This window comes from Mucilaginibacter koreensis (assembly GCF_054783355.1).
Genome location: NZ_BAAGQS010000001.1, coordinates 3,627,483 through 3,641,883, shown reverse-complemented (window position 1 = coordinate 3,641,883; position 14,401 = coordinate 3,627,483). Strand labels below are relative to the sequence as shown.

Here is a 14,401-nt window from a genome sequence, read left to right as displayed (position 1 = left end):
CAAGTGTCCATGAATCCTGATGTAATTATTGCCGGTGGCGGACTGGCCGGTTTATTTAATGCACTGCAACTGAACCGGGCGGGCTTAAAAGTAACACTCATTGAAAAGAAAGCCTACCCCTTTCACCGAGTATGCGGCGAATACATTTCTAACGAGGTACTCCCCTTTTTTGATAAGCTTGGGCTGGATGTGGAGCCTTTAAAAGTATCGCACATTAACCGGCTGGAGGTCACTTCGGTATCGGGCAAAAAACTTGCTCAACCGCTTGATTTAGGTGGATTTGGTTTGAGCCGCTATACTTTCGACAACTTCCTGTACCAGAAAGCCCAGGCTGAAGGTGTGCAGTTTTTACTGAATACCCATATTAACGATATTCATTTCAACAATAACCAGTTTGAAGTGGTGCTGCCCGGTCAAACCCTCACTGCACCCCTGGTAATCGGTGCGTTCGGCAAACGCTCCAATCTGGATAAGCAGCTTAACCGCCGCTTCTTTTATCGCCGCAGCCCCTACGTAGGCATTAAGGTGCACGCCAAAATTCCGTTTCCGGATGATTTGATCCAGCTGAACAATTATAAAGATGGCTACTGTGGTGTAGTTAAGGTAGATGACGGCAAATGGTGTATGTGTTCATTGGTGCACCGCGATGATGTGCGTAAATATGGCGGACTGGACGGTGTACAGGAGCACATCATCTGCAAAAACCCTTACCTGAAAGAGCTGTTTAGCCAGGCGGAAATTTTAATGGATAAGCCAGAGGTCATCAACGAGATTTCGTTTGAGAAGAAAGCGCCGGTAGAGCAGCACATATTAATGAGCGGTGATACCGCCGGCATGATTGCTCCGCTATGCGGCAACGGCATGACGATGGCCATCCACTCTTCTAAACTGTTATCTGAAACCGTAATCCAACACTACTGGCCGCAGCAGACATTCAGCCCTCAGCAACGCGCAGCACTTGAGCAGGATTATACCCGCACCTGGAACCACCAATTTGCCCGCCGCCTTTGGTTGGGCCGTAGGCTGCAAAACCTGTTTGGCACCCGCATGGCTATCGATATGGCCATTGGCGCCGCTAACCTGATGCCCGGCCTCATGCCACACCTTATTGGTAAAACTCACGGCAAACCATTTGCCTGATTTTGCCTTTAATGATTAGTAAAAGAATGCTGGCTCACTGTAACCGCTGTCATCCTGAGCTCCGTCGAAGGATAGGTGCAGAAACTTAAATAGCAGCCGCCTGTGCGTCTATGCTTCAAGTGCCTCAGCATGACAAGGGGAAGTTCATTTACAGAATTATTTCAGTACAAGTGCCGGGGTAATGCTCCGCATAACAATACTAATAAATACAACATTTACAAACACCTATGGTTGACTTAGCCCAGCGCATTGACGAAGCAGAAATAATGGATGATTTTGAATTGCCTGCATCAGAACTCAATCCTTTGCTGAAAGGGCTGGGTAACCTCAATGCCTGGTTTGGTGGTCACAGTATGCTGATTAATGCCTTAAAGCAATTTCCGGTAAAAACCGGCAATCACATCAGCGACTGGGGTTGCGGTGGTGGTGATGCGCTTAAAGCCATTGCGCGCTGGGCGCAGCTCAATAAGTTAAACTTAACATTTACAGGTGTAGATGCCGCACTGGCAGCTATCGCCTTTGCTAAAACAGAAACGGCTGCTTACCCAAACGTCGGTTATCTACAGTCAGACGTAATGAGCCCGGAACTGCAATCAAAGCAATTCGATATCATTATTTCCAGCTTGTTTACCCATCACTTTGGCGATGACGAATGGGTAGCTTTAGTAAAAAACATGTACCAGTCGGCCCGCCGGGGCATCATTATTACCGATTTACACCGGCATTGGCTATTATATTATTCTATTAAGTTTTTAGCCAAGTACATTATCCGCAATAAAATGATGCAGTATGATGGGCCGCTGTCGGTAAAGCGCAGTTTTAAAAAACGTGAATTGCAAGCGCTTCTGGCCAAAGCCGGCATCACCAATTACCGCCTGCAATGGAAATGGGCGTTCAGGTGGCAACTCATTATCTATAAATAGGATAAGGAAAGGCATAACAATTTCTTAACTTATAAACCTTAGCTTTGTGTATGAAGCTCAGGGTACTTATCTTGATTACGGCCGGTGCAGTTGCAGTAACTATCACTATTGTTAACTACTATTTTATGCACCGCTGGTATGATGCTGCCGTTACCTTTACGGCCAGCTTTGTTACCAGTTTCCTGGTTTTTTATTACCTCATTGAAAAATACATTTACTCTAAAATAAAGCTGATTTACAAACTCATTCATAATCTCAAATTAGGGAACGATTTGCGCGATGCATTGGGCGAGCACATCAGCAATGACCCGATTAATGATGTAGAACAGGAAGTAAAAAACTGGGCACGCGAAAAGAAATCAGAAATTGATGAACTGAAAAGGCAGGAAAAATTTAGGCGCGAGTTTTTGTCCAACATCTCGCATGAGTTTAAAACGCCCCTATTCGCTATACAAGGCTACATTGATGCTATTTTAGATGATGAACTGGAGGACAAGGAAATGGCGATGCAGTTTTTAAACAAGGCCTCGCGCAATGTGGACCGGTTGAGCTACCTGATTAAAGATCTGGATGAAATTTCTAAATTGGAATCGGGCGAAATTCCAATCAATTACGCAAAGTTTAAAGTAAATGATTTGATTAAAGAAGTGATGGAATCTTTGGAGATGAAGGCCAAGAAGCATCATATCAAACTCATATTTAAACAGAAGTACGATGAGCCGATTAATGTGACTGCCGACCGTGAAAAGATAAGGCAGGTATTGGTGAACCTGATTGATAACTCATTTAAATACGGTAAAGAAGGTGGTAACACTTCGGTAAGTTTATTCAACCTGCACGATCAGGTGCTGATTGAAGTCACTGATGATGGTATCGGCATTGAAGAAAAATACCTGCCACGCTTGTTTGAGCGCTTTTTCCGTACTGATTCCAGTCGTTCGAGGCAGATTGCAGGTTCGGGGCTGGGGCTGGCTATTGTTAAACATATTATTGAGGCACATCAGCAAACTATTAATGTACGCAGTACAGCAGGCTTGGGTTCCACCTTTGGCTTTACGCTGCAAAAGGCCAAACAACCGGCTTTTCCTAATATTCCGGGTATACCAGTATTAAATAGTTAACATTAACTTAACATTGCGAAGTGTACCTTTGCAGTACTTATTAATTTAAAATATGTCATTAAACAGCATTTTCCAGTACTTTGTACCTAAGGATAAAAAAGTATTCTTCCCACTGTTTGAACAAGCTGCCAGTAATGTGGTAGATATGGCAACCCTGATGGTAGAAGCTGTAAATTCGAAAGAATTAGATGCACGCGAAGAGCTTTATAAACAGATTGACAAGCTGGAAAACAAAGGCGACGAACTTACCCACCAGATTTACCTAGAACTTGGAAAAAACTTCATCACTCCATTTGACCGCGAAGATATTCATGCCCTGGCTACCGCCATTGATGATGTGGCTGATTACATTCAGGGGTCGGCCAACCGCATGAGCCTGTATAAAGTAGATGAAATTACTGAGCCTATACAGAAACTGGCCGAATTGATATTACAAGCTTCTACTGATTTGGAGAAAGCTGTGCGCGAACTAAAAGACCTGAAAAATGTACGCAATATTGCCGACTCCTGCATTCGCATTAACAGCGTAGAAAATCAGGCTGATTACGTATTTGACCGCGCCGTAGCCGATTTATTTTTATATGAAACGGATGCGCTTAAAGTAATCAAATACAAAGAAGTATTAGCTGCGCTTGAAACCGCTACTGATATGTGCGAAGATGCAGCCAACGTAATGGAATCGATACTGGTTAAAAACGCTTAATCACGATAAAACTCAAATCAACCCGATGATTACCACCCTCTTGATTGTAGTAATTGCCCTTGCCCTGATTTTCGATTTTATTAACGGTTTTCATGATGCGGCCAACTCTATCGCTACTATTGTTTCCACCAAGGTTTTAACGCCTTTTCAGGCTGTACTTTGGGCTGCTGCGTTTAACTTCCTGGCCTTCTTCCTTATTAAAGACCATAAGGTGGCTAAAACGGTGGCACAAACTGTACACGAAAACTTCATTACCATTGAAGTGATCTTAGCCGGACTGATAGCTGCCATTACCTGGAACCTGATTACCTGGTGGTTCGGCATTCCGTCCAGTTCATCACATACCCTTATTGGCGGTTTTGCCGGTGCAGGCATGACGCATGCTTTATACATGGGTATAAACCCGATGGACGCTATTAACCACACCTATGTAATTCGCATTGTCTTATACATCGTATTGGCACCGTTTATCGGCTTAATCATTGCTTATTTCATCACTATTATCATTTTGCACCTCAGCAAAAATTCTCGCCCTGCGGTGGCCGAACGCTGGTTTAAAAGCGCCCAGCTCATTTCGTCAGGCGCGTTGAGCTTTGCCCACGGTGGTAATGATGCACAAAAGGTGATGGGTATTATTTATGTGAGCTTGGTAGCTTCTAATGTAATTAGCAGTACCGCACACATGCCTGACTGGATTCCGCTGGCCTGTTATACCGCTATTGCCTTAGGCACTATGTCGGGCGGATGGAAGATTGTTAAGACCATGGGCAGCAAAATCACCAAGGTAACTCCGCTTGAAGGTGTGAGTGCCGAAACCGCAGGTGCCATTACCTTGTTTATGACCGAGCGTTTAGGTATCCCGGTATCAACTACACATACCATCACCGGTTCTATTATCGGTGTGGGCTTAACCAAGCGGGTATCAGCCGTGCGCTGGGGTGTTACTTTTAACCTGGTTTGGGCTTGGATTATTACAATCCCTATCTCTGCAATTATTGCGGCTGCTGTATTTTCACTGGTACATTTTATAGGGTAACTTCAGTATCTGATTCTCCTCCAAAAAATATTTCAACTTTAAACTGCTGCCCTTGGCAGCAGTTTTGCTTTATACACCACCTATGAAAAAAGCATTACTATGTTTACCCCTGCTGCTGGCCTTCTTTACATTAAGCAGTTTTGATACCCGCCATACTACAGTTACGGATGACCCTACCTCCAGCCAGATTGCCTCGGCATTGAAACAAGCCTTGGAGCAAGGCACCAACAAAAGCACCTCAAAGCTATCTGCCCTTAATGGCTTTTTTGGCGATGCTGCAGTAAAAATTCTGTTTCCGCCCGAGGCGCAAAAGGCAGAAAGAACATTGCGCAAATTAGGTTTTAATAAGCTTTGCGATAACCTGGTATTATCTTTAAACCGTGCAGCTGAGGATGCCGCCGGTAAAGCTGCGCCTATATTTGTCAGCTCTATTAAGCAGATGACTTTAAAAGATGCGACCAGCATTTTAACCGGAGGTCCGGATGCCGCTACCCAGTATTTCAGGCGAACCACCAACCAAGAACTCATTGCCCAGTTTAAACCGGTTATTCATGCCAGCTTAAGTAAAGTAGGCGCCCCGAAATTATACAGCACTTTAGCCACACAATACAATAAAATACCGCTTACTTTCACCAAGCTGAATCCTGAGTTGGATGCCTATGTAACTCAAAAAGCGATTGACGGTATTTTCTATCAGATTGTCCAGGAAGAATTAAACATCCGCCAAAACTTATCAGCCCGTACCACGCCGTTGCTGCAACAGGTGTTCGGCTTTTTTAGTAAGAAGAGTTGAAAATAAGTTCCTTTTTATTATTGAGAGCGGTAACATAGCAATGGCTACTATTCATAGGCGCAAATGCCTTCGTCTCGCGGCTACGTTACCGCCCGCAATAAAGAAAAACAGGTTAACTACTTTTTATCCAATACAGATTCAAATGCCTCCATGTATTTATCAATATAAAACTGCTTACTGGCCGTTTTGTATTGCATCACAAAGCGGGGATGCTCCAATGCCACAATACGGTCGAAGAACTGATATTTGGCATTTAAAGCTTTCAGAAACTTTTCATTTTTGCCTGTACCCAAGCAAAAGCATACATCCGTATAAATGCCAAAGCTGAGTTGCTGCCTTAAAGTTTCTACAATGAAATCATAAGAAGCTTCGGTAAGCTGCTTACTGTCGTAGTAGTTGTAATTCTTTTCTCGTCCCTTATCATCTACCGTAGTGAAGCCCAGCGGGCAGATGGCGTTGACATAAAAGTGCTTATAAAAAGCTTCGGGACCGCCAAAAGCATTGATAGCTTCGTATACAAATACCGATGAGGTTTCGTGCGTATCTTTTCCGTCATAATGGATACCGCACTCCTGCCGCAATCGCTTAGGGTCAGTAAACGGAATGCCTGTTAAACCGCCTCCAAAGCGGCCTGGATTAATGCCCAGAACAATATGGCGTTTCTGTGTATCATTACAATACTTGCTATAAAACTCTTCAGAAATCCGTAAAGCCTGCGGAGATTCCTGAAAGGGATTGAGGATGCGGATGCCGGGCGGCAGTGCGCCACCCGTCCAGTGCAGATGGGCATTAAAATTTATAACCTGTTGAGCAAAAGTTGACATCTTTAAACTTTAACATGACTCATTAATCATATCATGATTAATCATGGCACCGGCAGCAGTACCTGATGCTACTGTAACGGCTACAGACCGCATCTGGTTTGAATTATCACCGGCAGCATATACACCCGTAACAGATGTTCGTTTAAACTCATCGGTTTCAATTAAACCAGTTTCTGTAAGTTTACAACCCAGCTGCGCAGGTATATCGCTATGCTGAGCAAAGGCAGGCCGTGCATACAGTGCCTTTATTTCAACCGTTGATCCATCCTGAAATAATAAATGCTTAATATTTCCGTGTTCTTGTACTATTTCCCTCAGCTCCTGCTCAACAACAGGAATATTTTTCTCCTGTAACTTAAGCGCCTGTTCGCTGGTAAGCGTAGATTTCCCGTTGGTAAATAAAGTTAGCTCACTAGTCCAGTTATTAATCAATTTCGCTACATCAAAAGCGGCATTGCCGTTCAATAGAATACCGGTTGACTGGTTACGGTACTCATAACCGTGGCAGTAAGGGCAATGGATCACCGAAATGCCCCAGCACTCGGCAAAACCCGGGATAGCCGGCATTATATCTTTTAAACCTGTGGCCAGCAGTAGCTTCTTTGCTTCGTAACTCGCACCACTATCAGTTGCCACTACAAACTGTTTGTTATGCCCGGAAACCTTGGTGACTATGCCGGTTAGGTAATGTACGGTAGGATAAAGCAGCACCTGCTCTTTTGCTGCCTGCTTTATAGCAGTTGGGGTTGCCCCATCATGAGTAATAAAGTTATGCGAATGTGGTGTTTGCCGGTTACAGGGCTGCTCACTATCAATAATTAACACCTGCTTTAAGGCACGCCCCAATGACATGGCGGCCGCTAAACCGGCGTAGCTGCCTCCAATGATGATTACATCGTATTTTTGTTTCAATTCCATTTGTTTACAATTACAGTTAACAACCTATACCTTTACTAAAAGAAAACCAGGCAAAATCTTTCCTGTCATTTACAGCTACTGCCCCGGTTACTGTTGCGTTTACAGTGGCAGAAATAACCCCGGTAAATAAGGCCAGTATCCAGCCAGTGGTCAGTTCAGTGTTAATGTGGCCGTCCTTTTTCAAACTATGAATGAGTTTGAAAAACCGCTCGTTTAGTTCGTCATACTGGCGGCAATCTGAATTTTCATGTGCATGCTGGTGGCCTGGGTGCTGGTGTATTTTATGCAGAAAAGTGTATTTACTGCCGCAATCTATACCGGCGTATAACATCTTTTTTAATTGCATTAAGGGTGCATCATTATTGTTAAGCACACCCAACATTTGCTGCCGGCAAGCTTGCTGAATCTCCTTCATACAACTTTCCAGCAAGTGATTCCGATCTGTAAAATAGCGGTGTAAAGTTCTGCGGGTTACACCGGCTTCAGCAGCTATAGTTTCTAATGAAGCCGAATAATCCTGATTGAGAATGTTTATAGCCGATGATATAATCTTGCTTGCAGTACTCACCTGTTCCATATCACAAATGTATGCAATATGTCACATATATGAGACATTAATTTTATAATCATCAAAAAAGCCCTGCATTATTTTATGCAGGGCTTAGTATAGCAATTTTAGATTGATGCTTAGATCAGTAATCTTACCGGCTCTTCCAGTAATGATTTCAGGGTTTGCAGGAAGGCAGCACCTGTGGCACCGTCAACCACACGGTGGTCGCAGCTTAAGGTTACCTTCATTACGTTCCCTGGTACTACCGCACCATTCTTCACTACCGGTACTTGCTGAATGCCGCTTACGGCCAGAATGCAAGAATCAGGTGAGTTAATAATAGCAGTAAACTCATCGATACCAAACATACCTAAGTTAGAGATAGTGAAAGTTGAACCTTCCCAATCTGATGGCTGTAGTTTTTTGTCTTTTGCTTTTTTGGCAAACTCTTTCACTTCAACCGAAATATGGCTTAATGATTTACCATCGGCAAAACGTACTACCGGTACCAACAGGCCTTCGTCAACCGCTACAGCTACGCCAATATTCACGTGCTCGTTGTAACGAATTTTATCACCTAACCATGATGAGTTAATAGCCGGATGTTGTTTTAGAGCAACGGCACAGGCTTTCACCACAAAATCATTAAATGATATCTTTACCGGCGCTACCTCATTCATTTTGGTACGGGCTACAATAGCAGCATCCATATCAATTGACATAGTTAAATAGAAGTGCGGCGCAGTAAATAAGCTTTCGCTTAAGCGCTTGGCAATCACCTTACGCATTTGCGTTACCGGCTTTTCGGTAAACTTCTCTTGCCCTACAAACTGAGGTATGGTAATGGTTGGGCCGGCTTTGGCTGCACCTTCTTTCGCTTTAGCGCTGGCCGCCTCTTCTTGCTGTATCTGGCTTAATGAAGCACCCATTGGCTGTTGTGCAGGGGCCGGTTTCTGGCCATCTACACTCTGAGCCGCACCTTGTGCTTTAGCACCCGGCTTGTACTCTTCAATATCCTTTTTAATGATACGGCCACCTTCTGCTGAGCCTTTTACATCATTCAGGTTGATGCCTTTATCTTTAGCCATTTTGCGGGCTAAAGGCGACGCTTTTACACGGCTGTCATCTTCAGTTGATGCACCACCTTGCTCCTGCTCTGCAACAGGTGCTTCTTCGGTTTGTGCTTCAGCAGGAGCTTGTTCAGCCGCAGGAGCTGAGGCACCACCATCCAGTAAAGGTGTAATATCGGTACCCTCTTTACCAACAATGGCAATAATATCGTTTACCTTGGCGGCTTCACCTTCTTTAACACCAATGTATAATAAGGTACCTTCCTCATAACCTACTACTTCCATAGTAGCTTTGTCGGTATCTACATCGGCCAGCGAGTCGTCTGATTTTACTTTATCACCTACCTTAAAGTTCCATTTATTAATGGTACCCTCGGTCATGGTATCGCTCAGCAAAGGCATACGGATCACCGCAGCCGGAATGGTTGACGGGTCAACCGCTGGCTTTGCAGCTTGTGCTGCAGGCTTAGCCTCGGCAGCGGGTTTAGCTTCTTCTTTTGCAGGTTCTTCTTTTTGCTCTGCAGCAGGAGCAGCGCCACCACCTTCATTTAAAAGTGATTTATAATCTTCGCCTTCTTTACCCAGTACGGCAATAACAGTGTCTACAGGGGCAGGTTTACCTTCTTCAACACCAATGTATAATAAGGTACCATCCTGGTAAGATTCAAAGTCCATCGTGGCTTTGTCAGTTTCAACTTCGGCCAGCAAATCGCCCGATTTTACCTGATCGCCCACTTTTTTATGCCATTTCGCGATAACCCCTTCGGTCATGGTATCGCTCATTTTAGGCATTTTAACTACTTCAGCCATAGGTTATTGATGAATAGTATGTTGATATACGTTTATAATCGGTTAGTCTCTGATGTAAGGGTAGTTATCCTCTACATACACATCGGTATACAGTTCTGATGGCTCTGGCCATGGCGACTCTTCGGCAAATTTAACCGCTTCATCCACCTGTGCCTTTACACGGGCTGCAACTTCTTCAAACCATTTTTCATCGGCATAACCGTTTTTCTCAATGGCTTCTTTAGTAATTTCAATCGGGTCTTTGGCTTTGTAGCTTTCTACCTCTTCTTTGGTACGGTACTTTTGAGGGTCAGACATGGAGTGACCTTTGTAACGGTAAGTACGCATTTCCAGAAAAGTTGGGCCATCACCTTTACGGGCACGCTCAACAGCTTCGTCCATGGCATTGTGCACAGCTACCGGGTCCATACCATCAACAGCCGAAGATGGGATACCATAAGGCAAGCCTAATTTATAGATATCCACGTCAGCAGTGGTACGGGCTACCGAAGTACCCATAGCGTAACCATTGTTTTCGCAAACAAAAATTACAGGCAATTTCCACAAAGCAGCCATGTTGAAAGTTTCGGTTAAGGCACCCTGGCGTACAGCACCGTCGCCCATGTAGGCTACGCATACGTTATCGGTACCATTATATTTTTCGGCGAAGGCTATACCGGCACCCAGTGGTACCTGACCGCCCACAATGCCGTGACCACCAAAAAACTTGTTTTCTTTATCAAACATGTGCATAGAGCCGCCTTTGCCTTTAGAGCAACCAGTAGCTTTACCATACATTTCGGCCATTACTGCATTGGGGCTGGTGCCTTTGGCAATAGCGTGGGCATGGTCGCGGTAAGCGGTAATCATGCTGTCTTCAGGACGCAGTACCGACATGGCGCCGGCCATTAACGCTTCCTGACCTATATATAAGTGACAAAAACCTCTGATTTTTTGCTGTCCGTACAGCTGACCTGTTTTTTCTTCAAATCTGCGCATCAGCAGCATTGATTCGTACCACTTCAGGTAGGTATCTTTAGTAATTTCGATTGAACTCATTTGTCAAACAACCTGTTTCTAAATTTCAGAATGCGCAAATCTAATTATATCCTTGTAAAAAAGGAAAAACCTGTACAATTGTTGCAAAATATTATTTGGCGGAGCCAGAAAAGACTCCTGCTGTAACGAACCTTGATTTTGCGCCTATTATATAAGGTATAAACCAAGGCATATGGGCACTTCAAAAGTCGGTTTAGCAAAAACTATGAATCCGGCTGTAACCCTTCTGCTCCAAATTCCGTATACAATTGCCCAATCGTTTTTTTTAACTTAACACAGCTACAAATTAACCAACAGCTACAGCTTTTAATTAAAAACAACCTGGAATTTAATTTTAGAAAAAGTTTGTTTCAGATTTGGTGGATTAAAAAAAATACATAGCTTTGTATTGTTCAATAGACAACAGTGTCCAGATTAATAAACAACGATTAAAGTAAACCCTGAAATTTAGCTATTTGATGAAGAAATTAGCCCTTTCTATTGCCCTATCTCTGAGCATATTAGCGTCGCAGGCGCAATCAAAAAGTGTTCCAAACTCCATCCCTGTTCAAGACGATCAAGAGTCACTTTCTAAAGATTACTTTTCGCAAATTATGGGTGTAGCGGTTTCTGCTACTTCTAACGTAAAATTATTTCAATTCGTATACGATTGGATCGGTACTCCTTACCACTTAGGCGGCGATACCAAACGTGGTATTGATTGCTCTGGCTTTGCATACCAGTTATATAATAAAGTATTTAATACTTCTATCGGTAACAACAGCCGTAATATATTCAGCATGTCTACCCCGGTAGATAAAGATGAGTTGAAAGAAGGAGATTTGGTATTCTTTAAAATACACAGCCGCGCTATTACCCACGTTGGGGTTTACATCGGCAACGGCAAATTCGCCCATGCTTCATCAAGCAAAGGTGTAATGATCAGTTATTTAGCCGATCCGTACTGGACCCGCTACTACTACAAAGGCGGTCGCTTATTATCCGATAGTAAATAAGCAACCAGTAAGCATATATACGAAAGCCCCTCAATTTTGAGGGGCTTTTTTTATTTACATCTCATCTTTAGTGTTTTTCACCAGGCCAATGCCCGAGAAGAAAAACAGGACAGAAATCAAGCCCACTACAATAGATGTAGTAACAGAGCCCTGATGCTGAATAATTTGCACGCCGGTGTAAATCAGGCCGATGATGCCTAACACGGTAAGTATACCGCCAAAAGTACGTTTCATGTTCATAGGTCGAAGTATTTTAAGTTAATACAATAAAAGGTTGATGTTTATATCATTATATTTATTCGCTTTATAACACACAAATATGCTTAGCGTTTTAGGTTACGTTTTAATTTTTATCATCCTGCTGGTGGTTTTTACCTCTTTTGTAACCATTCAGCAGGGAAACATCGGCGTAATTACCGTTTTCGGTAAGTATCGCCGCATTATTACCCCCGGCCTCAATTTTAAAATTCCGTTGATTGAGCAATTGTATTCACGCATCTCCATCCAAAACCGATCGGTAGAACTGGAGTTTCAGGCCGTAACGGTTGACCAGGCCAATGTATATTTCAAAGCCATGCTGCTGTACTCAGTGCTCAATCAGGATGAGGAAACCATTAAGGCCGTTGCTTTTAAGTTTGTGGACGAACGCAACCTGATGCAGGCTTTGGTGCGCACCGTAGAAGGTTCTATCCGTGCCTTTGTAGCTACTAAGCGACAGAGCGATGTACTGATTCTACGCCGCGATATTGTAGAGCATGTAAAAGAACAGATAGACCAGATACTGGAAGGCTGGGGTTACCATTTGCAGGATTTACAGCTGAACGATATTACGTTTGATGAAGTGATTATGCGCTCCATGAGCCAGGTAGTAGCTTCTAATAACCTGAAGGCCGCTGCCGAGAACGAAGGCCAGGCACTGCTCATTACCAAGACCAAGGCCGCCGAGGCTGAGGGTAACGCCATTAAAATATCTGCGGAAGCCGACCGCCAGGCAGCGCAGCTGCGCGGACAAGGTGTAGCTCTGTTCCGCGAAGAAGTAGCCAAAGGGATGTCTGTAGCGGCCAAAGAAATGCACCAGGCCAATATGGACACCTCTGTCATCCTGTTCACCATGTGGACAGAAGCCATCAAGCATTTTTCTGAAAACTCCAAAGGCAATGTCATCTTCCTGGATGGCTCGAGCGATGCTATGCAGAAGAATTTACGGGAAATGATGAGTTTGAATTTGCTGCAGATGGATAAGGTGAAGGAGTAGATGAATGCAATAGATTTATCAATAATTGAACAGAACAGGAAAAAGCTTTGTGAAGATTTAGGTCTTCCTTATGATATCAATGAGCAAGATTGGGGTATTGTCAATGCGGATGGAACAAGAACACATGAATTTATAGAATATTACCGCAATGCATTTAGCACTTATATATACTACGATCTATATGAACTTATTGTTGCTTCATATAATGAAGCGTTGCAAGCCAACATATATGATAAAGAACTACAAGAAAGCTTTTTGAAAGTTGTAGAAGATGCTTTAAAAAACGAATATCTGCTTTTTTTAAGCCAACACTGGGCAAAATATGAAGATGATGAATTTTGGCCTGTTGGGTCATTGTTAAAAGAACATTTACAGCAATTTTAACTTTTTCATTAATATATACACATCAACAGAGAGCACATTTACTTCGTAAGCTCTTCTTTATCAGAAATTAAAAATTTCTCGTGCCATTCTATTAGTTTGTCGCCCTCAAAGGTGAAATAGAAAATACTTTGCTGCGTGGCTGGGTACCAGATGGCTTCTTTTTTCACACCGTTAATATTCTGGCTTAATCCGGATAATCTGTAGGTATCACCCATAATAGAAATCACCTGCGCCTTGGCCATACCCAATTCTACTTTCTTCACATTAGCATGAAGCATACTTGTATAGGTAGAGCAGGATGTGAGTACAGCTGTCAACAGGGTAATAAAGAATATTTTCTTAAGCATAAACGGCAGGTAAAATGGTAAATGTAAAACAGTGGTGTAATACCTTACTGTGTACTCAAATATAAATATATCTGGATAGGCATGCAGGTGCAAGCCATGATTTTTTCTTAAATGTGCATTTTCGGTACAGATTGCAGGCCACAATGCACCTATTCAAAATAGCGTTCTTCAAAACTATGCAGCCGTATTGGTGTTAATCGTAACACATCAACTCTATAACTATGAATAACTTTTTCCGTGCACTAATTGCGGGCTGGGGCGCCAAAAAACTGGGCGGCGGCTGTTTATCCACCATCATTATCTTTGTAATTATTTATACCCTGCTGGGCAAATGCGGTAATGGCAACGAGCCGGCACGCGCCAATGCATTAAACCGTAAAGCAGTACCTGCAGCTACAGTACGCCCGGTGTGCGTAGCTTCGTCTCCCCGCCTGGCGCTGAACAAGTAAGTGATTTAATTATTCTTCAAATATATCCCCTCTTGTCATTTCGAC

General features: G+C 43.3%; 17 protein-coding genes. 10 read left to right on the top strand and 7 right to left on the bottom strand.

Annotated elements, in window-relative coordinates; all coding sequences use genetic code 11:
* Positions 1-9 precede the first annotated feature (9 nt).
* The 6 genes from ACYVNW_RS16250 (at position 10) to ACYVNW_RS16225 (ending at position 5,716) form a co-directional block, all read left to right on the top strand.
* Positions 10-1,140: an NAD(P)/FAD-dependent oxidoreductase gene (locus ACYVNW_RS16250; RefSeq protein ID WP_460680928.1), complete on the top strand. Its 1,131-nt coding sequence runs from the start codon at positions 10-12 to the stop codon at positions 1,138-1,140.
* Between the two features lie 227 nt (positions 1,141-1,367).
* Positions 1,368-2,063 carry a methyltransferase domain-containing protein gene (locus tag ACYVNW_RS16245; protein ID WP_460680927.1) on the top strand — a complete coding sequence of 232 codons (696 nt, stop codon included), beginning with the start codon at positions 1,368-1,370 and terminating at the stop codon, positions 2,061-2,063.
* A gap of 50 nt (positions 2,064-2,113) precedes the next feature.
* A complete protein-coding gene (locus ACYVNW_RS16240) occupies positions 2,114-3,184 on the top strand; it encodes a sensor histidine kinase (protein WP_460680926.1) in 1,071 nt (356 codons plus the stop codon).
* Positions 3,185-3,236: 52 nt separating this feature from the next.
* Positions 3,237-3,887, top strand: a complete 651-nt coding sequence (locus ACYVNW_RS16235) for a DUF47 domain-containing protein (protein WP_460680925.1) — start codon at positions 3,237-3,239, stop codon at positions 3,885-3,887.
* 25 nt (positions 3,888-3,912) lie between these two features.
* A complete protein-coding gene (locus ACYVNW_RS16230; protein WP_460680924.1) occupies positions 3,913-4,923 on the top strand; it encodes an inorganic phosphate transporter in 1,011 nt (336 codons plus the stop codon).
* A gap of 82 nt (positions 4,924-5,005) precedes the next feature.
* Complete coding sequence (locus ACYVNW_RS16225) at positions 5,006-5,716, top strand: DUF4197 domain-containing protein (protein ID WP_460680923.1); 711 nt, start codon at positions 5,006-5,008, stop codon at positions 5,714-5,716.
* Positions 5,717-5,832: 116 nt separating this feature from the next.
* On the opposite strand, the gene ACYVNW_RS16220 is transcribed toward ACYVNW_RS16225, so the two are convergent.
* From ACYVNW_RS16220 to pdhA, 5 genes are all read right to left on the bottom strand, one after another.
* The gene (locus tag ACYVNW_RS16220) at positions 5,833-6,540 is read right to left on the bottom strand and encodes a uracil-DNA glycosylase family protein (protein ID WP_460680922.1); all 708 of its coding nucleotides are present in this window, start codon (positions 6,538-6,540) and stop codon (positions 5,833-5,835) included.
* A gap of 9 nt (positions 6,541-6,549) precedes the next feature.
* Positions 6,550-7,458 carry an NAD(P)/FAD-dependent oxidoreductase gene (locus tag ACYVNW_RS16215; protein ID WP_460680921.1) on the bottom strand — a complete coding sequence of 303 codons (909 nt, stop codon included), beginning with the start codon at positions 7,456-7,458 and terminating at the stop codon, positions 6,550-6,552.
* 16 nt (positions 7,459-7,474) lie between these two features.
* Complete coding sequence (locus ACYVNW_RS16210) at positions 7,475-8,035, bottom strand: TetR/AcrR family transcriptional regulator (RefSeq protein WP_460680920.1); 561 nt, start codon at positions 8,033-8,035, stop codon at positions 7,475-7,477.
* A gap of 110 nt (positions 8,036-8,145) precedes the next feature.
* Positions 8,146-9,888: a 2-oxo acid dehydrogenase subunit E2 gene (locus tag ACYVNW_RS16205; protein WP_460680919.1), complete on the bottom strand. Its 1,743-nt coding sequence runs from the start codon at positions 9,886-9,888 to the stop codon at positions 8,146-8,148.
* 42 nt (positions 9,889-9,930) lie between these two features.
* A complete protein-coding gene (gene pdhA, locus ACYVNW_RS16200; RefSeq protein WP_460680918.1) occupies positions 9,931-10,926 on the bottom strand; it encodes a pyruvate dehydrogenase (acetyl-transferring) E1 component subunit alpha in 996 nt (331 codons plus the stop codon).
* Between the two features lie 458 nt (positions 10,927-11,384).
* On the opposite strand from pdhA, the gene ACYVNW_RS16195 reads away from it, so the two are divergent.
* Entirely contained in the window at positions 11,385-11,921 is a 537-nt protein-coding gene (locus ACYVNW_RS16195) for a C40 family peptidase (protein WP_460680917.1), read from the top strand.
* A 54-nt stretch (positions 11,922-11,975) separates the two neighbouring features.
* Here the strand turns inward: ACYVNW_RS16195 and ACYVNW_RS16190 are convergent, their stop codons facing one another.
* Positions 11,976-12,155: a hypothetical protein gene (locus ACYVNW_RS16190; protein ID WP_460680916.1), complete on the bottom strand. Its 180-nt coding sequence runs from the start codon at positions 12,153-12,155 to the stop codon at positions 11,976-11,978.
* Between the two features lie 85 nt (positions 12,156-12,240).
* Between ACYVNW_RS16190 and ACYVNW_RS16185 the strand changes: the two genes are divergently transcribed.
* On the top strand, positions 12,241-13,176 hold the full coding sequence (locus tag ACYVNW_RS16185; RefSeq protein ID WP_460680915.1) for an SPFH domain-containing protein: 936 nt from the start codon (positions 12,241-12,243) through the stop codon (positions 13,174-13,176).
* Positions 13,177-13,560 (top strand): hypothetical protein, encoded by a 384-nt coding sequence (locus tag ACYVNW_RS16180; protein ID WP_460680914.1) that lies wholly within the window; start codon positions 13,177-13,179, stop codon positions 13,558-13,560.
* Positions 13,561-13,598: 38 nt separating this feature from the next.
* Here the strand turns inward: ACYVNW_RS16180 and ACYVNW_RS16175 are convergent, their stop codons facing one another.
* The gene (locus ACYVNW_RS16175) at positions 13,599-13,907 is read right to left on the bottom strand and encodes a lipoprotein (RefSeq protein WP_460680913.1); all 309 of its coding nucleotides are present in this window, start codon (positions 13,905-13,907) and stop codon (positions 13,599-13,601) included.
* A gap of 221 nt (positions 13,908-14,128) precedes the next feature.
* Between ACYVNW_RS16175 and ACYVNW_RS16170 the strand changes: the two genes are divergently transcribed.
* Complete coding sequence (locus tag ACYVNW_RS16170) at positions 14,129-14,356, top strand: hypothetical protein (RefSeq protein WP_460680912.1); 228 nt, start codon at positions 14,129-14,131, stop codon at positions 14,354-14,356.
* Positions 14,357-14,401: the final 45 nt, after the last annotated feature.